Origin of the sequence: Yersinia pekkanenii (assembly GCF_001152565.1) — a bacterium.
Taxonomy (GTDB): domain Bacteria; phylum Pseudomonadota; class Gammaproteobacteria; order Enterobacterales; family Enterobacteriaceae; genus Yersinia; species Yersinia pekkanenii.
The window spans coordinates 79,090-100,803 of record NZ_CQAZ01000014.1 but is presented as its reverse complement, the minus strand read 5'-3'; the positions used below and the strand labels follow the sequence as shown (position 1 = coordinate 100,803).

The following is a 21,714-nucleotide window of genomic DNA, read 5'->3' as shown; positions in this document are numbered from 1 at the left end:
TTCCTAACCTTGACAGCGGTGAGTTTCTCTAAATCCGCTTAATTAATTTTATGAAATAGCTGTGATTACTTAAAATTACCCCTGGTGATTATGTAACCAATTGAAATGTTGTGAATATATTAATTTTATTTTTATCCGATTTTATTTTTAGATATTTCAATTTAATAATTATTTGATCATGGGTGGCCTCTCTAAGATGAAATGGTAACCCTTTTTAAAACTGGCTAATATAAGTTGTAATATATGGTGGTATAGGGTGTTTAGTCTATTTTAGATATTGGAACGACTACAGTGGTTCTGGTCAACTTGCCGGGGGTTGGCCAATGGTTTTAATTTACGCGTCAAGTAAGAATATTATTATTTATTCGCATGGGTTGAGCGCCAGGAGGCTAAATAATAAATTACCTTTGGTTATTCACCATCAGTGGCCCTGACCGCCAATGCAGGCCGGTCAGGGTTAATGGCTGATAGTGTTAGTTTTTACTTGCGCTAACTTCTGCTGCGGTGTCGTTCTCATCCTCACTGATCACAAACCATGGGAAGTATTGCGCCCGGCGCAGATATCCCTTCGCGGTAATTACCTTGATTTCACGCCCCAGCGGGTCGTAAACATGGGCATCGGCGTAGGTATCAGTGCGGGCGCTGTCATCGCTGATATAGCGCCAGTCATCAAGGAAGTAAGGTTGATAGGCGCGGATGGCCAGCCCTTTGTTGTCATATTCGACGCGGCCAGAAACCGCCCAGCGCTGATCGCTAATTTCAACTGCGGGTTGCTTGTTTTCAGTGAACAGATTGCCATTTTCTTGCCGGATATAAGCTTCGCCAGTTTCAACACGCTGTGCCGATTGCAATGCGCGGCCAAAGCCATCGCTGCACACAATGGCTTGCTGATGTTGTTGCTTTTGCTGATCACGATCATAGCGGTCGGTAACCACCGTCATGGCATGGGGCGGGTGGCGTCGTTGAGTGTGGTTATCGATCTCAATTCCCATTGCTTCACTGAATGGATACTTGCTCTGTCGCAGCCATCGGCGATAACCCAGAGTGCAGATATAACCCTCTTCGGTGATGAACTGGTTTTGGATAAGGCTTTCTAGCGTTAAAACAGGTTCTTTTATCCATTCTTTTTGCTCCTCCTCTGGGAGTTCAGACATCATCTCCTGCATGTCTTTTAAATAACTTAGCCACTCAACTACCGTTGAACCGTAAAGTTTTATCATCCAGCTAAATGGCTGATAAACCGAGAATTGAGCCACAGGGATGATCTCATTCTCTTTTGCAATAGCCTCTTCGATACTCTGTGGTGCAGTAAATGGCGCATCAGTGGATCCGCAGTCAACCAGGAGGCCCTCATGTAATTCCGTTCCCCAAAAGCGTGAAGAGGTGACCCGGCCAAAGCCATCCAATGCAACCTGATGCACGTTATCGTTGATATCCGTTAATTGGTACGGGGTGATAAAGCGATAGTCATATTCGGCTTTGGTGGTACTGCCATCAGCGAGCGTGATGGCGATAACGGCATAACAATACTTATCCCAAATGAGGGACGTTAAACCGACCAGCCAGGTACTTCGCTGAGCCAGTGGCCGATAGAATTGATCGGCGTCAGCATAATCAGTGAAGCCACGGTGGGCGACCCACACTTCTGCTTCACCTTCGCGAGGAAATAGACGTGGTGCCTGGTCATAACCGGCTTTCTCCAGTTCTTCATTCCGCTGATTACCTGCAGGCAGCATCTTGTCTAATGCCGTCAGTGAAACTTCATCAAACACTGCTGTTGTGGTGCAACATACCAGCCCGTGTAACTGATGTTCTGCGAGGTAGATCACTTCACTTTGACCAATATAGGTGTCTTCAATCGGTGTGCCGAGTTTGTCCTCTTTCTTCAGGATGGTTTCATAGTTCAGGCCATTAGCTGGAACGGCATTAGCGTCATAAGTCTGTAACGCTGATCTGTTTGATACGGCGTTTGCTGCCTAATTGCATGGCTGCTGGATAGTCTTTATCTAATGCCAGGTCATTGATGTTGAGTGTGGCGGTTAAGATGCCCTCTTTGATGCTAACCATGCCACCACTGGTATCCTCTTTGGCATCTACAGCATCAGCAATCGCCTTGGATAAATCAAAGCTACCCGGGGTAGCACGACGATAAACTTCAGCCAGAGAGACGGTACGATCCACTTCTAATGCGCGTTCATCTTCAATCAGCCAGATATTTTCCAGCTTTTGCAGATTTAGCATCAGATCTTCACCGGCCAGCAGCCCCTGATACAGATCATTCCAACCTGAGCGAGTGAACAGATGCTGTGTTTTATTTTTGTCGATATCACGTTCCAGCGCGCTTTTTGCCATCAGGCACAGTGGTTGAGCGGCATCGAACAGTTGGTAATACAAGCCAGACAGGCGGCCAACCATCCAGTTGTACAGCTCTTTACCGCTAAAGCGGGTGGTTTGCATCTGGTAAATCGCCAGTGAGTGGGATTGCTCCATTTCAGCCAGATTGCGCTGCTTTTCTGCCATTGAAATCTGCAGATCCAGGCCAGTGAGCTGCTCTTGTAACTGTGCTACGTCTTTCTCTGCCAAGGTTTGCTGTAACTGCCATTCTTGCTCACGGCGTGCATGGTTGGCCCTGATATCGATGATGTTTGCACCCTGATCGGTGGCATAGGAGGTCAGTTGCATGGAGTAGCCAGTGGCTTGTGCAACCGCTCCCCAACGAGAGCCACCATCGGCGAGTCCAAAGATATTGGGTGCCAGATCGAGTGCTGCTCCGAGAGTGGTTGGTACTATCGAGCTCATATTCAGAAGATGTGCAGCAGTACGGGAAATTAAAACTTTCTGCTCATCGCTGGAAATCCCCTCTTTAATTAATTTCTTATAGTAATCCCAGCGTTCTTCAGCGCTGCTTTGCATCACTTTGGTGGCGGTACGGCTACTGCGCAGGATCTCTATATTCGTGTTTTGGATGTCGAAGGTTTGTTTCAATACCCATTGCTGCTGCTTTTGTAGCAATAGAGTCAGGGCTTCGTTATCTTGCTTTTCCAAGGCGTTTTGCAATGCATTACCAAATTGCATCACTGAGCTGACCGCCCCTTTGGCGCGCTCTAACAGCAATGGGAAACGGTATAGACTGGTGGCCGCGGCCAGCAGTGTGAGAGAAGTGCTGATACCATCACCGACACCATGCTCGCGTTGTAACTCTTTAGGATCAACTGGCGTCGCAAACGGTGGCAAATGCTGCAACTGACCGTCCAGGCTGAGATTGTGGCGCAAGTTATACAGACGAATATCGAGCTTATCCCAGTAGGCAAGCAGTACTTCGTTGTAGGGTGGCAAGAAGTTGCCGTCTGATTTGTCGTCGGCGATGGACTTCGCGTTATCTTGTAAACTCAGATCTTTCCAGTCATGTGCGACCGTAATTTCAGGGCGTGGCCCTAATAATTGGCTGGCCTGCACGTAATACATTTTGGCATCGACCAGTGTGTCGTGTTCCAATTGACGATAAGCTTGATCACCACGGGTAATTAATACATCCAGTGTGCGCATAAAGACCGCTAACTTATATTGCATCGGATCTTTCATGGCAATAACGTCAGGATCATTGGTCGCCAGCATAGTAGCGCTGTCCCAGTCAGTATCTTTTTGTAGTGGCAATATATTCCAATGGCGGGTTTTATCACCTTCTTGTTGTAATTTACCTTTAGCATCGCGGTAACCGGCGCTATTAAACAGGAATTTCAACCAGCGCTCAGCTTCATCAAAACGTTGTTCGGTAAGGAAACGGGCAGATGCTAACAATGGGATATGGAAAAACAGTTCCCACAGATAAATGCCATAGGACTGATTAAAGGCTCCCAGAGTAACGAACTTATCTTGTACGTTGTAATCAAAAAGTTTGTCGATGCTGACTTGTAAGCTACTGATTAAATTAATAGGATCGCCTACCTCCAGTTTCGTTGGTTTGTCAGTAATAATAATATTTGAGCCATCAGGGTTACTATGCCCTGCAGTTGTTTTCCAATTGAAGGAAATATGTGTGGGTTTTTCTTTTTTATTCAGTATGGTTATTTTTATTATTTTATTTTCAATTGTTTCTACTGAACCATTTTCAAAATAAATATTTATATGGGTGATGGTGATATGTTCTGCACTTATTGATGTTGATCTAAACGTCCTTGATTGAGACAGTAGAGTCTCAGCGTTATTATAAATTAATGTCAAATCTCCTTTTGCGGTTAATCCTGTTGGGTTCTCTATTGTTTCTATTTCAAAATGAGAACCTAACCCGTCAGTATAATTTTCATCTATTTTGTTTAATTTATTAATATTAAATTTAGTAATGTCATTTTCTACTTCATATTTATCATAGTTTATCCAATTGTCATCATCATTTTTATAACAAAAGTTAACATAATTGATGGTTATTTCTTTGTTATCTTTTGTTTTTCTAATTTCACTGGATTCCCATAAGACATGCAATCTATTTCTTTGCCAGAAAACGGTAATGTGATCTTTTTTTAATCCATCGATATTACTATTAACTTTCTTCCATTCTGACCAAGTGAATTGATTTTCACTTAAAGTTTTATCTTCTGCACAACTGCGCCAAAAATACTGATAGGGTATTTCTTTAGTGCGCCCAATAAAGAAGTGTGTATTTTTTTCAGGTACGACAAGGTGGCTGATGGTATCCAACCGTGCTAGTTTTTCATAGCTAATCAGATATTTTTGCATCGCTTTTGTCACTGCATTTTCAGTCAGCTTAGCCTGATTAATACTTTGTTCAAACTCAGTAAACAGTTCTGTTTTATTATAACGTAAGGTGGGGTCAATATAATCGGCGGCATAGTATTTCAGCTTTTCTTTACCGGCCCAACGAGAGTAACGTTTGTTGTAAATACTCCAGTTATCCAGGAAGTTATCGGTGCTGAAATGCTTGGCAACTTTATCAGCAGCGGCGTCAGGTTCGGCTCCGTCAACACAGCGTTCAATATAGAGTTGCAGGCTGCTGATGGCTTCCGCCACTTTAGTGGTTTTTACTTCGTTGCTGATTTTGGTATCCAGCAGTAAGTGTTGGTACAATTCGTCAGCAGTTTTTATTTTTTCATCAAATTTATTTTCGGCAATGGCATAATTAACCAATGCATCACGGCGTGATTCACTGATTTTTTTCAATACGATAGCATTAGACATAATATTATATCCTGTAAAGTTTATAGATTTAAATTAAGGTATTAAAAACCAGAAGCTAAACTTTTGGCTATATTTTCAATAACTGTTTTTGAGTCCTTTAGACTATCTTCTAATACTAAAGATTTTAAATTAACTAAATCTTTGGTGACTACCTTAAGTTTATTAGCCATATTGATATGTTTACAAAGTTTGTTGACAGCCATAAAATTCACTGGATATTGGTCATTTAAGACGGTTTTAATCATCTCGTCCATTTGGTTATTATCCCAGCCGTGAATAATAACAAGCATCCTGTCTTCTGAAGAAAGAATTTCGTTAATTATTTTATTGTTATTATTTATTTTTTCTCTAAATGATTCTATCTTTTTGTCTTCCAGAGTTTTATCGGAGTTAATTAAATGCAAGGAGTCATTTAACAGTTGTATTCTGAATGTTTCACTCTGTTTTTTCTTGTTTTTAACCTCCAGGTCTGATGTTAAAATATTATATTCTTTTAGGTGTTCTTCTTTTTTTCTCTTGTTCACTTCATTATTACCAAAAGCACCGGTTCCGAAGAGATCATTAACTTCATCACTAGTTAAGATGTTTATTTTTTTAATTAAATCTTTTTTTTCTGAGATGGATGACTCTATATTTTTTATTTCTACATTCAAGTCATGTAATGATTTATTTGATGATTCAATATTATTTGATATTTCTTTCCGTTGATCATCGATAGGTTTAAGTTTGTTATTTTCTTCAGCTAATTGCTTTTGTAACTCTTTCTTTTCTTCTTCCAACTTATCCACATCAGTGTGAGAGCTGAATAATGAGAAGTAACGCAATGCCTCAGATACCGGCACTGTTACCTGCTGTTGCCAGGCTTTAAACTCAGTCAACAAGCGTAATAATGACAAACTCGGGTACAATAGTTTATCACTGCCATCGATCGACTTCGGTTGCAGTAATAATTCAATATCCTGTTGAGTCAGTTTTGCCCATTTAACAATCAGTACGTACTGACTGAGTTTTTGGCATTGGCTGACTAGCTGCGGATGATGTTCTAGCTTTTCTAGTGTTGGGTTATTGCTAAAGACCTCAATAACCGCATGATTGAATTTTTGGGCAGTAAATTTACTATCATTACTTTCCAGCCAACTGACCAAACCAGCAACCACTTCTGTTTTCAAATGGAAACCTGCAGCCAGACTGCGGCACAGATTTTGGGTTAATAACTCGGGAGCTGCTTGCTTATCCATTGAGTGATAGATATTGGACAGGAAATTAAACAGCTCCGGTGTAGCGGTTACACTGTATTTGTCAGTGAGCATGGCCTGTAATGTGGTCAGATCCAGTTTCTGCTCGCTCATCCATTGCAGGATATTTTCAAACAGGCTGATGATAGTCAGAACATGCGGTGCATTCCCTTGAGCAATACCCTGCAAGGCTCCAGGTTTTCCGCATAAGGTGAGCAACATTTCCGCTTGTGCGGTACTCAGGCCAAATAGAGATGAGATAGTCTCCATGCGAGGCTCTTTCTGATCACCCGCAGTAGCCTCTTGTTTGCCGACCATGATGGTAAACTTATCAGCAGACAGACCATATTGTCGATTAAGCCGTACATACTCAGATAGTACTGCCAGAATTTGTTCTTCGTTTACACCGCGACCTTTAATACTGGAAACTAACGTATTGAGCTGTTCAACCGTGAGTTTAGTCGCATGAGCCAAACGTTGACGGCTGGCCTCTTGTGCCAGCTCGGTTTTCACCAGTTCATAACTGGCTGGGTTTAATCCCAATTGTTCTTGTACCAACGCTGGGGTCAGTCCCACGGCCTGCATATCAGGGCTATCAGCCAGCACAGCAGCAATATTACGCAAACTGGTTGCTTTGCTCTCTAGCACTGCATTAATGATAGTGAGATTATCGTCATAAGGCAGGGTGAATGAATCGTCGACAGATGTGGCCGTCGGAACCGACCACTCTGGTAACTTGACCCCTTTCTTCAATGTTTCCAGCAAAATATCCAGGGTGGAGACTTCTTGTTCCATATTCGTTTGGTTCAATAACAAATCTTTCAGATCTGGACGGCGGTTATCAATATGCAGTGGTGCACTTTCCTGGTGTAACTCTTTGGCGACATTATATAATTCGCACAAATAACGTGCAGGAGAAAACATGGATTGGATTGATGTCGTATTTACATATTCAGATGATCTTTCTGGAATGCTGTTTACTCCTAGTTTAGATATCCTATTGACAACCGGATCATTACGCAATTGCTGCGCACGTTGCTCCGCATGATTTTTTTTCACGTTAATTGAAGTGGTATTGTTTATTTTATCTGACATAACTTACCTCTATATCTTTAGGGAATGAAAGAACTCAATACAGCCGTGTTTGAGGTCTCTATTGGGGCGTTAAATTAAACTAGTGACGGCTTGTTACCTCTCGCCATATCAATGACGAGTTCTCTTTCACATGCTTAATGAAAAACTCTTTACTGATGACGGCACTTTTAAAATAAATGTAATAATTGATGTCAAAATTTACATTTATATCGCAACTTATGCTGGATGAGTTGTAACGTTTTTTTCTGGCGTTCAATCCCTCTGTAGTCAGGGATATCCCCGCTCCTTTTTTTATTAAATCATGTCTGATTCTTGGGTCATCAATGTGTAATATGTTTCCTCTATAACCTTGTTCTTTCATGTGATTTAAAAAATTTTTAAAATAACATGAAGAGGAAAATATGGTACTTTGCAGTAATGGCAGTTGCTTTAAGTACTCTGATGTATTTTTTAATTCGTTTATATATGAAGCATATAGTAAAATAGCCCGACAATTTGCCGTTAATTCCACATCAAAATTACAGTCTTTAATTTTCTTGGTGCTTAATATTATATCTGACTGATTTAAATCTAAAACATTCTATTTTAACTCGATGTTACAATTACCGGAATCTAAAAAATAGTCACACAGAAAACCTGCGTACTCCGATTTCAATTGATGTGTGCCAATATTAATTGTGCCGCTTTTTTCTTTCTTATAGTTGGTGCTTAGTTCGGTTAAACACATAAAAGATGGGTAAATGTCCTTATAAAATTCTTTGCCACGATCTGTTAGTTTTAACCCTGTGGTCGTGCGAGCAAATAATTTGAAACCCAGTTCATCCTCTAATATTTTTATACTCCTGCTCATCGGCGGAGCAGTTGAGAATAATTTTGCGGCCGCATTAGTTAGCGAACCTTCCTGAACCGTAGCAATAAATACCAGCAAATTTTTTGATATAAACATATGCACCACTTGGTTGAGATTAAATGCGCGATATGTAGCCTGTAATATATATGATTATATATATCACAGGCTATTCCATAAATTGGAACGATTACGATGTTTTAGGTCAAGTTGTAGGATAAAAAACATGTATTTATAATTCAACAATTGATGGGGTTTTTATTAATAGGATATTTCTTACTTACTATAGGATTAATGCCCGTGTCCTCATTAATGATTATATTGATAACCTCTCTAAACAGGTGCTATCGGTAGCCCTGATAGACTTCGGTAACTCGTTTAAAATACTCAGTTAAATAATCGATACAGACTTGAACTTTGAGCGGCATTTTGTCTTTCTCGGTATATAACGCATATACCGGACGCGGGTCAGAATGATATTTTTTGAAAAGAACTTCTACCTCACCACGTTTAATTTCTTCTATTACCCACATTAATGGTGCATAGGCGATGCCTGCGCCTGCTTTGAGCCAACGGATCATGGTTTGCGAGTCATTGGTGACAAAGCGCCCCTGGGGCGATATCTGCGTAGTAATGCCCTCTGGTGCGATTAACTCAAAGTTGCTGTCTGGCCGTACGCTGTATTCCAGCCAAGAAAAGTTGGTCATATCACTGGGTTTTTCCGGTGTGCCGTGCTGCGATAAATAGCTTTTGGCCGCACAGACGACCATCGGCATTGAACCGAGGCGGCGGGAAAACAGTCCTGAATCTTGTAAAGCCCCGACACGAATTACCACGTCCAAACCATCGGTAATCAGATCCGGTGCCGGAATGCCGGTGACTAAATTAACGGACAACCCGGGGTACTCTTTCAGCATCTCTGCCGTCATTGTTGCCAGTACATTTTGTGCCATCGTGGATGAGCAGCCGATGCGCAGTGTGCCGGTCGGCGTGTTGTTAAAGGCATACAGTTGCTCATGAACTTCTTGTACTTCCTGGAGCATGCGCCGGCAGCCCTGATAATAAATCCGCCCCACTTCTGTCAGGCCAATACGGCGAGTACTGCGGTTAAGCAGCTTAACATTTAGCTCTGTTTCCAGTTTTGATACGGTTTGGCTGATTGAGGAGACACTCATTTCCAACTGCTGTGCGGCCCCCGTAAAAGATCCGCACTCAACCACTTTGGCAAATACTGACATCCGTTTTAGTCTTTCCATGGTTCACCCTGGGTGGTTTGTGTACTTTGCGTCTATTGTTGGCATTGCATTGATTGTTGGCATTGCATCGATTGTTAACTCTGGCTTAAAAGTGATTTAGATTACACCTTGTAGATAAGTTGATAATAAGCAGGCTAATATACTGTTGTCGGGAGGATAGTCGAAGTTTGAAAGTCACGTAGCCGCAGTGTTGTTTCACCTCGTCCAAGTTGCAGTTAATTAAGTTTACCTTATAAGATGGCGCGATGTCGGGTGCTTTTAGCTGTGGTTGGGCGTGTTTCATCATAATGTCTTATTATTTACTCAGGTCTATCTGCCGGGACCTAATAATAGAAAGGGTTTAAAGAATGAGTTTGCTTCCGGTGATGGTTATTTTCGGCCTATCTTTTCCGCCGATATTTCTTGAGCTGCTTCTCTCGCTGGCACTTTTCTTTGTCTTGCGTCGTGTGCTGCAACCTACCGGTATTTATGAGTTTGTCTGGCATCCGGCACTCTTTAATACTGCGCTGTATTGCTGCCTTTTTTACTTGATTTCCCGTCTTTCTTCCTGAGGTCGCCGTGAGTACTTTTGTATTAAAAATAATCCGCATCGGCATCACCTTATTGGTGGTTTTACTGGCTGTTATCGCTATTTTTAAGGTATGGGCCTTTTATACCGAATCGCCATGGACCCGTGATGCCAAATTTACCGCTGATGTGGTCGCTATTGCACCCGATGTCAGTGGCCTGATCACTGATGTCCCGGTTAAAGACAACCAACTGGTGCAGAAAGGCCAGATCTTATTTGTGATTGATCAACCGCGTTACCAACAGGCATTGGCTGAAGCCGAGGCCGATGTGGCTTATTACCAAACACTGGCCGCCGAGAAACAACGGGAGTCTGGTAGACGGCAACGTTTGGGGATCCAGGCCATGTCACAAGAAGAAATTGACCAGGCCAACAACGTATTGCAAACCGTGAGACATCAGTTGGCAAAAGCCATTGCAGTACGTGATTTGGCTAAACTTGATCTAGAACGAACCACAGTACGAGCACCGGCTGAAGGTTGGATTACCAACCTGAATGTCCATGCTGGGGAGTTTATTAATCGAGGGGCTACTGCTGTCGCATTAGTGAAAAAAGACACTTTCTATATATTGGCCTATCTGGAAGAAACCAAATTGGAAGGTGTTAAACCGGGGTACCGGGCGGAAATTACCCCGTTAGGTAGCAACCGTATTCTGCATGGCACCGTCGACAGCATCTCTGCGGGCGTGACCAACAGCAGCAGCAGTGCAGATAGCAAAGGGCTGGCGACGATTGATAACAATCTGGAATGGGTACGCTTGGCGCAACGGGTACCGGTGAAGATTCGCTTGGATAGTGACGATCAGCAACATCCCTATCCGGCAGGTACCACTGCCACTGTGGTTATCACGGGTGCCACCGATCGCGACCCAAATCAGGCATCGCCGATGGTTAAGCTGATGCATCGCCTACGCGAGTTTGGCTAAGATGACCAGCCCGACCTTTATCCGCCTGCGCTTCGCCTTTAAGCTGAGTTTTGCCATTGTGGCGGCGCTGTTTCTCGGCTTTCATTTGCAATTGGAAACCCCGCGCTGGTCGGTATTGACGGCGGCGATAGTGGCCGCAGGCCCGGCTTTTGCTGCCGGTGGTGAGCCTTTCTCGGGTGCTATTCGCCACCGTGGCTGGTTGCGCATTATCGGAACATTTATCGGCTGTATTGGTGGCTTGGTCATTATTGTTCTGACTATCAGAGCGCCGGTATTAACGCTGATGCTTTGTTGCCTGTGGGCTGGGGTGTGTACCTGGATTTCATCATTAGTTCGGGTCGAAAATTCTTACGCCTTTGGTCTGGCAGGTTACACTGCGCTGATTATCATTGTCACTACCGGCGAAACGCCATTACTGACGCCGCAGTTTGCTGTTGAACGCTGTAGCGAGATTGTGTTGGGGATCGTCTGCGCGGTGATGGCAGATCTGCTGTTCTCCCCGCGATCGATCAAACAGGATATTGATCGCCTGGTCGATAAAGTGCTGGTTGATCAATACAGGCTATTGCAACTGTGTATTCGCCCAGCGGAAAAAACCGATATCGATCGCGCCTGGAATGATCTGGTTAAAAACACCACCGCATTGAATGGGATGCGCAGCTATCTGATGATGGAATCTTCCCGCTGGCAGCGTTGTGATCGTCGCTTGCAGGTATTGCATACCGAGTCACTGGCGCTGATCACTCAGGCATGTGAAACCTATCTGGTCTTGACCAATCACCCCGATTTACTCACTGCCAAGTTGAAAGCGATGCTGAGTGAACCGGCAGATACCCCAGTTGAAATTCATCAGCAGATGAAAAAGCTGCGTCAGTTCATTGGTGCCAGCCATAGCGAGGGGGTTCCCCTAACCATCAGTAGTTGGGTGGGGGCAGCGACTCGCTATTTATTACTGTCAAAAGGGATCCACACCAACAGCAGTATCAGCCGGGTGGAAGAGGGTATTCTGGGCGGTGATATGCCCGTCAGGCATGTTTCAGCCGAAGGCCATCATGCGATGATCAATGGCTTGCGTACCGGTGTTGCTACGGCTATCGGTGGCCTGTTTTGGTTATGGACCGGCTGGACTTCAGGTGCGGGCTGTATGGTAATGATTGCGGTAGTGACTTCACTGGCAATGCGTACCCCCAACCCTCGCATGGTGGCGATCGACTTTTTACTTGGGGTGATTATGGCGCTGCCCATCGGTGCGCTCTACTTTATGTTTATCATCCCTGCCACTCAGCAAAGTATGCTGCTGCTGTGTATCAGTCTGGGATTATTGGCATTTATTATTGGTATCGAAGTACAAAAGCGGCGTCTGGGTTCGCTGGGGACACTGGCCAGTACCATCAATATTATGGTGCTGAGTAACCCGATGGAATTTAACGTCAGTATGTTTCTCGACGGTGCACTGGGCCAGATTGTTGGTTGCTTCGTGTCCTTGATCGTTTTGATGTTGATCCGCGATAATGCCAAGGACAGAACCGGCAGAACCTTATTAAACCGCTTTGTTTACAGTGCGGTATCAGCGCTGACCACTAACAAAGCCAGGCGCAGCGAAAACCATTTACCGGCGTTATATCAGCAATTGAATCAGTTATTGATGATGTTCCCCGGTGATATCGATAAATATCGCCTGGCGTTGACATTGATCATCGCCCAGCAGCGGCTCAATAACACGGAGATCCCGGTTAATGCTGAATTGAGTGCTTTCCATAAGCAAATTCGCTATACCGCCGATCGGGTTATTAATGCGAAGAACGATCAGAAGCGGCGCTATTACTTTGCCCGGTTATTACAGGAGTTGGATCAATATCAGCAGAAATTAGTGGCTTATCACTCGCCTGATTCTGTTATCCGTCCGGTAAAACGGCTGGCTGATATGTTGCATCGTTATCAGAGTGCGCTTATCTAGCGATACTCTTCGTCCTTGAAACCACAGGGTTGTTAGCGGCGCTCACTTACCCGAATCACTGACCTGAGTCAGCTCATCGGGACGCGCTCACTGGCTGCCTACCTGCAACTCCAAGTTCTTTGGGTATATACTTAATAGTGAAGCAACCTTCCTCGCCCTCCATTGACGAGGGCATCATTTCCCTCAGGAGGTCGAAAGATGTCAGCACACAACCTATTACGCAATCCATTACAACCGCAACGACACAGCGATGGCGTATACCATATTGGCTATTTTGTCGGGGGCAAATGGCATCAGGCACCAGACACTTTCGAGGTGCGTAATCCTGCTACCGGCGAGTTGGTGGCAAAAGTGGCTAAATCCGGTAAAAAAGAAACTGAAGCCGCGATAAAGGCGGCCAGTGCGGCCTTTCCCGTCTGGCGTAAAACTCCAGCCAAACAACGGGCTGAAATTCTACAGCGCTGGTATTTGCTGATAATGGAACATCAGCAATCATTGGCTGAGATAATGGTTTCCGAGCAAGGTAAACCATTGAATGAAGCGTTAGGCGAGGTTGCTTATGCCGCCAGCTTTATTCAATGGTTTAGTGAGCAGGCCAAACGTGCTAACGGTGAAATCATTCCGCCAGCCAAAGAGGGCGCTCGTATTTTTGCGACTCGCGAACCTGTTGGCGTCGTTGCCGCTATCACGCCGTGGAATTTCCCGCTGGCGATGCTTACCCGTAAATTGGGGCCAGCATTGGCTGCCGGTTGTACCGGGCTGATTAAACCGGCTAACAACACGCCGTTATCTGCTTTTGCCTTGCTGGCGCTGGCCGAACAAGCCGGTGTGCCTGCGGGAGTGCTCAACGGGGTCGCTGGTGACACTCATGCTATCAGTGATGCCATTATGGCCAGTTCCGAGGTGCGTAAAATCTCCTTTACCGGTTCGACAGCGGTTGGTAAAACGCTGATGCGCAATGCAGCCGCCACCATGAAGAAAGTCTCAATGGAACTGGGGGGCAATGCACCCTATATCGTGTTTGATGATGCAGATCTGAATGCGGCGGTGGCCGGTGCCATGGCCTGTAAATTCCGCAATGCCGGGCAGGTATGTGTGTGCGTCAATCGCTTCTATATACAAGATGGCGTATATGACGAGTTTGTCAGCCGTTTGGCCGCAGAAGTTAAAAAACTGAAAGTCGGCAATGGAATGGATAAAAACGTCAATATGGGGCCGCTGATTAATATTGCAGGCTTGGAGAAAGTGGAAGATCACGTCAAAGACGCACTTGAGAAGGGCGGTCGATTGTTGGCGGGGGGCAGCCGCCATGAACTGGGGGGCAATTTCTTCCAGCCAACCGTGATTGCTGATGCCAACGAGCAGATGAAAGTGGCCTCTGAAGAGACCTTTGGCCCACTGGCTGCCTGTTTCCGTTTCAAAACGGAAGAAGAAGTGATTAAACGGGCCAATAACACGCCATTCGGGCTGGCGGCTTATTTCTATACGCAGGATCTGCGACGAGTATTCCGGGTTTCAGATGCGCTGGAAAGCGGTATGATTGGTGTGAATGAATGTTCAGTGTCTACCGAGCTGGCACCATTCGGTGGTGTTAAAGAATCGGGTCTTGGCCGTGAAGGCTCAGTGCTGGGGTTGGACGAGTTTATGGAAGTCAAAACGTTGCATCTGGGCAATTTATAAATCAAATTAATACACTAATTTGGTTGAAACCGTGGGATGTAGATTATCACGATGAGCAGCACAACCGTTATTGGGAGCCAGGGGGTTAAGGAGAACCATGAATAAACGACTTATGGCCATTCTGGGCGCGGGACTGTTGCTGATTGTGGCGGCGTTGCAAGGTATTGGCGGTGTCACTGCGCGTGATATCGGTCAATCGGCAGATCTTGAGCGCTCACCATTATCAGCCCCTGCCGCTATCGAACAATTAACGCAGCACCAGCAGGTGGTAAAATACCTGCAACTGCATCATCGCCTGCCGGATTTTTATATTACCAAGCAGCAGGCGCGAGCGAAGGGCTGGGATCCAAAAGAGGGCAATCTGTGTAAGGTATTGCCGGGTAAAGCGATTGGTGGCGATCGTTTTTCGAACCGTGAGCGCCAATTACCTGAAGTGAAAGGCCGTAACTGGCGCGAAGCTGATGTTAATTATCGTTGCGGGCATCGCGGTAGCGATCGTTTACTGTTCTCCAATGATGGCCTGATTTATCTGACTCAGGATCACTACAAGCATTTCATTCGAATGGAGTGAGAAGATGGTAAAAGTGGTATTTGATTTTGACCATATACCGGATCTTCCCGCATTTTATCGCGCATTTTCCCAACGTTTTGCGCTGGGCGAAGATTTTGGTGCCAATCTGGATGCATTGTGGGATGTGGTCACTGGCGGAATAGCATTACCGGTAGAGATTGAATTTATTCATTTCAATCATCGCCGGAAACGCCGTTTTGGGGCCATTGTATTGTTGTTTGAAGAGGCGGAGGAGGAGCTGGCGGGGAGCTTACGCTTCAATATAGTTTGAATGAGCACCTTGTTGAGTCGGGAGCCGAGTCTGACCCGGCCCCGCCCGATTACTATTTTTTCTCGGCCAGTTCACGCAGATACTGGAAGATCTGGCGGAATGATTTTGGCGGTTTGTTAGCGGCTTTCTCTTTCTGGGCATTACGCACCAGACTACGCAGTTGCTGAAGATCAGCATCAGGGTACAATTCCAGCACCGTTGGAATGACATCATCACCTTCTTCAACCAAACGGTCGCGTAATGTTTCCAGTTTGTGGAATAGCGAGATTTGTTGGTTATGGCGATTTTTCAGTTTATCCAATGCGGTTTGGATAGGTTCTACATCACGGGCGCGCAGCATTTTACCAATTAACTGGATTTGGCGGCGGCGGCCTTCTTTCTTGATTTTCTTCGCCAATTCAATGGCAGCCAGCAGATCTTCATCTAGTGGGATCTTCTCCAGCGCATTTTTACCCAGCTCAACCAGTTCGGTGCCCAGGTCTTTCAGTGCTTCGGCATCACGTTTAATTTCACTTTTACTGACCCAGATAATTTCATCGTCATCTTCGTTTTTATCTTCTGGGACTTCATCTAGCCAGTCTTCGGGCTGTTTGTTCATGGTCAAATTCCTTAAAAAGAGGCTAATCCTAGCAGGTTGTTGGCTTTCTGCGAAATTGTACCAAGATCTCTGATAAACTCAGAATCAGGACATTCTCTATTTTATCCGTGTAAGTCGTCGTATTACGACACTTTCCTGAACGATTATCTCATTAATTATGGCAGACTGATGAAAGTAGTCACTCAAGTTGCAGAACAGCGTAAAACGCTGGAACAAGCAGTTGCACAGGCTTTAGAGTTAGCCCGTGCCGGTTCTGATGCGGCCGAAGTTGCCGTAAGCAAAACCACCGGAATTAGCATCAGCACTCGCTTTGGTGAAGTGGAAAACGTGGAATTCAACAGCGATGGTGCGCTGGGAATTACCGTTTATCACCAGCAGCGCAAAGGCAGTGCGTCCACCACCGATTTAAATCCAGATGCTGTCGCCCGTACGGTGCAGGCCGCGCTGGATATCGCCCGTTATACCTCTCCGGACCCTTATGCCGGTCCAGCAGACAAATCGCTGCTGGCCTTTGATGCGCCGGATCTGGATTTGTTCCATCCGGGCGATTTAGATGCCGAGCAAGGTATCTTGTTGGCTGCCCGCGCGGAACAAGCGGCATTGCAGGCGGATAAGCGGATTACCAATACCGAAGGTGGTAGTTTTAACAGCCATTACGGCATCAAGGTATTTGGCAACAGCCACGGCATGTTACAGAGCTATTGCTCCAGCCGCCATTCGCTTTCCAGCAGTGTTATCGCTGAACATAATGGTGATATGGAGCGGGATTATGCTTATACCATAGGCCGACGGATGGAAGATTTGGCCAGCCCAGAATGGGTTGGTGAAGAGTGCGCCCGTCGTACCTTATCCCGTCTGTCCCCCCGTAAGCTGCCCACTATGCAGTCGCCCGTGCTGTTTGCCGCTGAAGTGGCGACCGGTCTGTTTGGCCATTTGGTTTCGGCTATCAGCGGCGGCAATATTTACCGCAAATCGACCTTCTTGCTCGACCACCTCGGTAAGCAGATTTTGCCTGAGTGGCTGACGATTGAGGAGCATCCACACATACTGCGCGGTTTGGCTTCGACACCGTTTGACAGCGAAGGCGTGCGTACGCTGCAACGTGAAATCGTCAAGGATGGGGTGCTGCAAACCTATCTGCTGACCAGCTATTCTGCGCGTAAATTGGGGCTGCAAAGCACCGGTCATGCGGGCGGCATCCATAACTGGCACATTGCCGGTCAGGGGCAGGATTTTGCCGGTATGCTCAAGCAACTGGACAAAGGTTTGGTGGTGACGGAGCTGATGGGGCAGGGCGTTAGCACGGTGACCGGTGATTACTCTCGTGGTGCGGCTGGTTTTTGGGTTGAAAACGGCGAGATTCAGTATCCGGTCAGTGAGATAACTATCGCCGGTAATCTGAAAGACATGCTGCGCAATATCGTGAGTGTCGGCAGTGATATCGAAACCCGCAGTAACATTCAGTGCGGCTCTATTTTATTACCAGCCATGAAGATTGCGGGCGAGTAATAGATTGTTGCTGTAAATCTAAAGCTGGCCTCTGTTGCCAGCTTTTTTTGGTCTGAATCCCACCCCCATCCCATTTCTTAACTGATTACAAAAAATCATTGTCAGATTGCTCCTGCATTGCCTATGTTATGTATGAGCAATGTAATAGTAATGTGCCGTGATTTAACAATAATTATAAGGAATGTGAGCATGAATAAGAAAATAATGAGCTTGATGGCCGCGGCATTGCTGTGTGCCAGCAGCCTGGCGATGGCGGCCAGTGTGGCAGATAACATGGATACGATTGCCGAGAATTACGGCAAAGTGCTGAAGGCCGACTCTACCGATGTGATTAAGCAAGGTTTACAGGCGATGCGGGTGGCTGCACAAGATGCACAGAAAGGGATTCCGACCAAGTTGAAAGACAAAGCTGAAGATAGTCCCGAAGTGAAAGATTTCCGCCACGGTTTGGACTTATTGATTGGGCAGATTGATGGCGCACTGGCATTGGCCGATCAAGGCAAGCTAGATGAGGCTAAAAAAGCGGCACAAGACTTCAAACCGACGCGCGATACTTATCACAAAAAGTACCGCTGATCGGGGAAAGAGGGTAATGGCTTTAGGTCGTTACCCTCATGACATCAATTAGCGGTGATACTCACCGGCAGCTTCTGGCTGATAAAGTAATTCCAGCACAGTAATTCGGGTTTCATCCCCACCTGGTAGCTTCCAACTAATTTCGTCATTGACGTGCAACCCCAGCAATGCCGCACCCAAAGGTGCCATCACGGAAAGTTGTTCGTTGCTGTCTTTCAGCGACGCCGGATAAACCAGCGTACGAATATGCTCTTCCAGGCTGTTCAGATCGCGAAAACGCACGCGGCTGTTCATGGTCACCACATCTGCCGGAATGGCACTAGGTGGCAGGATTTCAGCCCGATCAAGTTCTTCATTGAGCGCTTGTGCGACCACCGAACCGGCAAATGCCGGTTGCGCCAGTAACGCATCCAAACGTTCAGCATCCAGCTCGTTAATCGTGATGGTTGGCTTGGTCATACCACTCTCCAATTCAATTTCAGCAAAACATAAAAACAACACCCCCACGCCATAGGAGAGGGGGTGTTCGAAAATAGCTAAATTATTAGCTGATATTAGGCGCTTCCGGCAAGAAAAGAAAGAGATCCAGATCACGAACTTTTTTCCGCTGCAGGCTTTCAGCGTGCATTTATATAAAAGTTATTTTGTTGTTAATGATTAAGTTAGATATGTAACTGTGCGTTTTGCGAATGTGATCCCGCCGGTACATGATTTTTCCACTTTGAACTGGAAAAAATGCCGCTACACACCCATTCCGCTTGCAGGTAGGGTGAGGTTATAGCGCAGAGGCAAGGGAATAAATAACGGAACTTATCTTTGCAGTCAGAAAGTTGTAGCAGCAAAGAATAGAGGATTGTCAGAGTGAATAATGTAGCCGCATTGAATGCAGCCAAGGATCCTGAAATGGAAGAGGCGATTATCATTACTGAGCGGGTGTTAGCTGAAATTACCGCGATGTTAAATGCCGAAAACATTTTTACTAACGACGTTCAGCAGCAAATGTTGACATCACATATTCGAGCGATGGTGTTGCGCTCAATCACTGGCGAGCCATTACCCGAAGTGGATAAATCATTATTTGATGAGATTTCTGCACATTCGATGCAAATGGCTCAGCAAGTGGTCGATAAATTTGCCAATTTGCCGATTGAAGAAGCTTATCTGTTGTCGGTGCATTTTGAAGTAGCAAAAGATAATAACCCATAAAAGACTAATCTGGAGAAGAGACTATGAGTCAAATTACCGTGGTGATTGGCGACCGTTTAGGCAAAGGCCAGAAAGTGGGGCAAGGCGTTGAATTAGCCGGGGGCCGCGTGGTGGTTATTCCCGGCGTCGCCGCAGACATGAAACTGGGTGATGTGATGAATAGCGAAGAAGCCGATTTCGGTATCTCATTCTGTGGCAGCGGTGGTGCCGGTGCCATTACCGCACAAAATAAGTATGGTTATAAAGCAAAATACGGCATGCGTTCTGTTGAAGAAGGTGTAACGGCAATAAACGAAGGTTACAAGGTTTTGGGTTTCGGATTTATGGATAAAGAAGAGTTAGGGCAGAGGTTAGTGGAAGCCTATATCAAGAAATATGGTCAGCCGTAATGAAAGAGCAATATACCACTCAGGTGCAGGTAAAAGGTAAAGGCGATACTAAGGGTAAAGCTTTCGCCAATGCGCTGGGTAATGTCCAAAATACGGTATTGAAGTCGACACAAAATATTCTGTTACGAATTGAACCACAAGACGTAAAAGTATTACGCGCGGAATTATCAGTAAAAAATGAAAAGTTCTTATTCTTTTTTCTGTCGCGAGAAAGAAAGACTTACAGTGTTGAATTAGATATTACCGTGAATATCACCATTATTGACACGGATAAGGTTGTCTTCGTTTCTAAATAAAATGAAAGGATATGTAGATGTTTTTAATTATTCTTTTTAAGTCGATTATTATCGGCGGACTGGTCGGTGTGGGGGTAGGTGTTGGGGCCGCCCGTATGTTCCATGCGCCGACCATACAGGGAATGGGCGCGTTTCGTACTTTGGGCGAGTTGAACTCGTGTGAGGGGGATCCTGCCTCGCATTTCTCCTTCGGGTTAGGGTTCTTCTTTAATGCCTGGGCCTCTTCGGTGGCAGCAGGTGCTTTTACTCAGGACGTCGACCACCGCATTATCCCTAACTGGGGTGCTGCCGCATTGATGATTAAAAATCGTAATGTAGCAGAAACCATGCATAACCCGAAAAAGATGGCTATCGCCTGCGGGATTATCGGGGTCATTGTGGTCAGCTTCCTCAATACCACGGCTTCTGCTGTTCCGGCGGCATTACAGGTCACGGCAATTAAGGTGCTGGTACCGGCGGCTAATATTCTGGTTAATACCGTAATGCCGGTTATTTTCTGGCTGGCGGCGATTGATGCCGGGCGGCGTTCTGGTTTCTGGGCCACTATTTTCGGCGGCCTGGCACAATTAATTATGGGTAACGCGGTACCGGGTCTGGTGCTGGGCATCTTAATTGGTAAAGGTGTTGAAGAAAGCGGTTGGAATAAAGTAACCAAGGTGATGATGACCGTCATTGTGCTGTTATTTGTGCTCAGTGGTTTCTTCCGCGGATTCGATCTGAAGTTCCTGGAGTCATTCAGTCTGAATGCACCAGTATGGCTCGATACCATTCATAACGCATTAAGCGGAAAATAACACAGCGAGAGGAGCTTGATGATGGATGAACAAACCAAGAATAATTTCTGGTATGCCGACTGGTCCTTTCCAATCTTTGTAGGATTGTTATCTTCCGGCGTATTTGCGGGTACCCATATGTATTATTTATATGGTATCGGTGCATTTAACGAAGTGGCATTTGTTTCAATGTTGCGTGCGGGTATGGATACCGGTGTTTATGGTGCGGTTGCCGCATTCGGTGCCAGCTTCTTATTCGCCCGTATTATTGAGGGTTCACTGGTTGGTATTTTAGATATCGGCGGTGCGATTCAAACCGGTGTCGGCTTAGGTGTGCCTGCATTATTACTGGGCGCTGGGTTTGTGTTCCCAGTGGCTAATTTTGCCGCATCGCTGGTGACCGGGCTGGTTATTGGCTTAGCCATCGGTTATCTGATCATTTTGGCGCGTAAATTCACGATTAATCAAAGTAATTCGACTTACGGTGCTGATGTCATGATGGGCGCAGGTAACGCATCTGGCCGTTTCCTTGGGCCATTGATTATTTTGTCCGCCATTACTGCATCCATCCCCATTGGCATTGGTTCTTTGGGCGGCGCATTACTGTTTTATCTGTGGAATAAACCTATTACCGGTGGCGCAATTTTGGGTGCCATGATTTTAGGGTCTATTTTCCCGGTCGCAATTTCATGATGTCAGGGGTAAATATTCAAATTATCGGATATTTACCTTGCTAACACGGCTGCAACGTCAAGTAAGAAGGACATA

General features: G+C 45.6%; 19 protein-coding genes and 1 pseudogene. 13 read left to right on the top strand and 7 right to left on the bottom strand.

Going from position 1 to position 21,714, the window contains the following annotated elements; translation table 11 throughout:
- Positions 1-473 precede the first annotated feature (473 nt).
- The 5 genes and pseudogenes from AEP37_RS27220 to aaeR form a co-directional block, all read right to left on the bottom strand.
- The gene (locus AEP37_RS27220) at positions 474-1,829 is read right to left on the bottom strand and encodes a hypothetical protein (RefSeq protein WP_050691928.1); all 1,356 of its coding nucleotides are present in this window, start codon (positions 1,827-1,829) and stop codon (positions 474-476) included.
- 103 nt (positions 1,830-1,932) lie between these two features.
- Complete coding sequence (locus AEP37_RS24245) at positions 1,933-5,193, bottom strand: neuraminidase-like domain-containing protein (RefSeq protein ID WP_050691927.1); 3,261 nt, start codon at positions 5,191-5,193, stop codon at positions 1,933-1,935.
- A gap of 41 nt (positions 5,194-5,234) precedes the next feature.
- The gene (locus tag AEP37_RS09325) at positions 5,235-7,523 is read right to left on the bottom strand and encodes a Tc toxin subunit A (protein ID WP_050691926.1); all 2,289 of its coding nucleotides are present in this window, start codon (positions 7,521-7,523) and stop codon (positions 5,235-5,237) included.
- A 79-nt stretch (positions 7,524-7,602) separates the two neighbouring features.
- Positions 7,603-8,469, bottom strand: a pseudogene (locus AEP37_RS09320) (LysR family transcriptional regulator).
- Between the two features lie 245 nt (positions 8,470-8,714).
- Positions 8,715-9,626: an HTH-type transcriptional activator AaeR gene (gene aaeR / locus AEP37_RS09315; RefSeq protein WP_049612631.1), complete on the bottom strand. Its 912-nt coding sequence runs from the start codon at positions 9,624-9,626 to the stop codon at positions 8,715-8,717.
- Between the two features lie 347 nt (positions 9,627-9,973).
- Here aaeR and aaeX point away from each other — a divergent pair, with 347 nt between their 5' ends.
- The 6 genes from aaeX to AEP37_RS09285 all read left to right on the top strand — a co-directional run bounded on the left by aaeX (position 9,974) and on the right by AEP37_RS09285 (position 15,599).
- Positions 9,974-10,177: a p-hydroxybenzoic acid efflux pump operon protein AaeX gene (aaeX, locus tag AEP37_RS24240; protein ID WP_053101952.1), complete on the top strand. Its 204-nt coding sequence runs from the start codon at positions 9,974-9,976 to the stop codon at positions 10,175-10,177.
- 7 nt (positions 10,178-10,184) lie between these two features.
- Positions 10,185-11,120 (top strand): p-hydroxybenzoic acid efflux pump subunit AaeA, encoded by a 936-nt coding sequence (gene aaeA, locus AEP37_RS09305; RefSeq protein WP_049612627.1) that lies wholly within the window; start codon positions 10,185-10,187, stop codon positions 11,118-11,120.
- A gap of 1 nt (position 11,121) precedes the next feature.
- On the top strand, positions 11,122-13,077 hold the full coding sequence (aaeB, locus tag AEP37_RS09300) for a p-hydroxybenzoic acid efflux pump subunit AaeB (protein WP_049612625.1): 1,956 nt from the start codon (positions 11,122-11,124) through the stop codon (positions 13,075-13,077).
- 198 nt (positions 13,078-13,275) lie between these two features.
- Complete coding sequence (locus AEP37_RS09295) at positions 13,276-14,757, top strand: NAD-dependent succinate-semialdehyde dehydrogenase (RefSeq protein ID WP_049612623.1); 1,482 nt, start codon at positions 13,276-13,278, stop codon at positions 14,755-14,757.
- A gap of 97 nt (positions 14,758-14,854) precedes the next feature.
- On the top strand, positions 14,855-15,328 hold the full coding sequence (locus tag AEP37_RS09290) for a ribonuclease (protein WP_049612621.1): 474 nt from the start codon (positions 14,855-14,857) through the stop codon (positions 15,326-15,328).
- A 4-nt stretch (positions 15,329-15,332) separates the two neighbouring features.
- Entirely contained in the window at positions 15,333-15,599 is a 267-nt protein-coding gene (locus AEP37_RS09285; RefSeq protein ID WP_049612619.1) for a barstar family protein, read from the top strand.
- A gap of 52 nt (positions 15,600-15,651) precedes the next feature.
- Here AEP37_RS09285 and yjgA read toward each other — a convergent pair whose 3' ends face one another.
- Positions 15,652-16,197 (bottom strand): ribosome biogenesis factor YjgA, encoded by a 546-nt coding sequence (gene yjgA, locus AEP37_RS09280; RefSeq protein WP_049612618.1) that lies wholly within the window; start codon positions 16,195-16,197, stop codon positions 15,652-15,654.
- A 168-nt stretch (positions 16,198-16,365) separates the two neighbouring features.
- Here yjgA and pmbA point away from each other — a divergent pair, with 168 nt between their 5' ends.
- Together pmbA and cybC are read left to right on the top strand one after the other, a co-directional pair.
- Complete coding sequence (gene pmbA / locus AEP37_RS09275) at positions 16,366-17,706, top strand: metalloprotease PmbA (protein WP_049612616.1); 1,341 nt, start codon at positions 16,366-16,368, stop codon at positions 17,704-17,706.
- 189 nt (positions 17,707-17,895) lie between these two features.
- A complete protein-coding gene (gene cybC / locus AEP37_RS09270) occupies positions 17,896-18,282 on the top strand; it encodes a cytochrome b562 (protein WP_049557221.1) in 387 nt (128 codons plus the stop codon).
- Between the two features lie 48 nt (positions 18,283-18,330).
- Here cybC and rnk read toward each other — a convergent pair whose 3' ends face one another.
- Positions 18,331-18,741 (bottom strand): nucleoside diphosphate kinase regulator, encoded by a 411-nt coding sequence (rnk, locus tag AEP37_RS09265; RefSeq protein WP_049612658.1) that lies wholly within the window; start codon positions 18,739-18,741, stop codon positions 18,331-18,333.
- 402 nt (positions 18,742-19,143) lie between these two features.
- On the opposite strand from rnk, the gene AEP37_RS09260 reads away from it, so the two are divergent.
- From AEP37_RS09260 to AEP37_RS09240, 5 genes are read left to right on the top strand one after another with little or no spacing between them, the layout of a single operon-like run.
- Positions 19,144-19,488 (top strand): PRD domain-containing protein, encoded by a 345-nt coding sequence (locus tag AEP37_RS09260; protein ID WP_049612613.1) that lies wholly within the window; start codon positions 19,144-19,146, stop codon positions 19,486-19,488.
- A 23-nt stretch (positions 19,489-19,511) separates the two neighbouring features.
- Positions 19,512-19,877, top strand: a complete 366-nt coding sequence (locus tag AEP37_RS09255) for a glycine-rich SFCGS family protein (protein ID WP_049612611.1) — start codon at positions 19,512-19,514, stop codon at positions 19,875-19,877.
- A complete protein-coding gene (locus AEP37_RS09250) occupies positions 19,877-20,173 on the top strand; it encodes a DUF4312 family protein (RefSeq protein WP_049612608.1) in 297 nt (98 codons plus the stop codon). Before AEP37_RS09255 ends, AEP37_RS09250 begins: the two co-directional genes overlap by 1 nt.
- Before the next feature lie 17 nt (positions 20,174-20,190).
- A complete protein-coding gene (locus AEP37_RS09245; protein WP_049612606.1) occupies positions 20,191-20,967 on the top strand; it encodes a DUF4311 domain-containing protein in 777 nt (258 codons plus the stop codon).
- A gap of 21 nt (positions 20,968-20,988) precedes the next feature.
- Positions 20,989-21,639, top strand: coding sequence for a DUF4310 family protein (locus AEP37_RS09240; RefSeq protein ID WP_049612605.1), 651 nt, complete (start codon positions 20,989-20,991; stop codon positions 21,637-21,639).
- Positions 21,640-21,714: the final 75 nt, after the last annotated feature.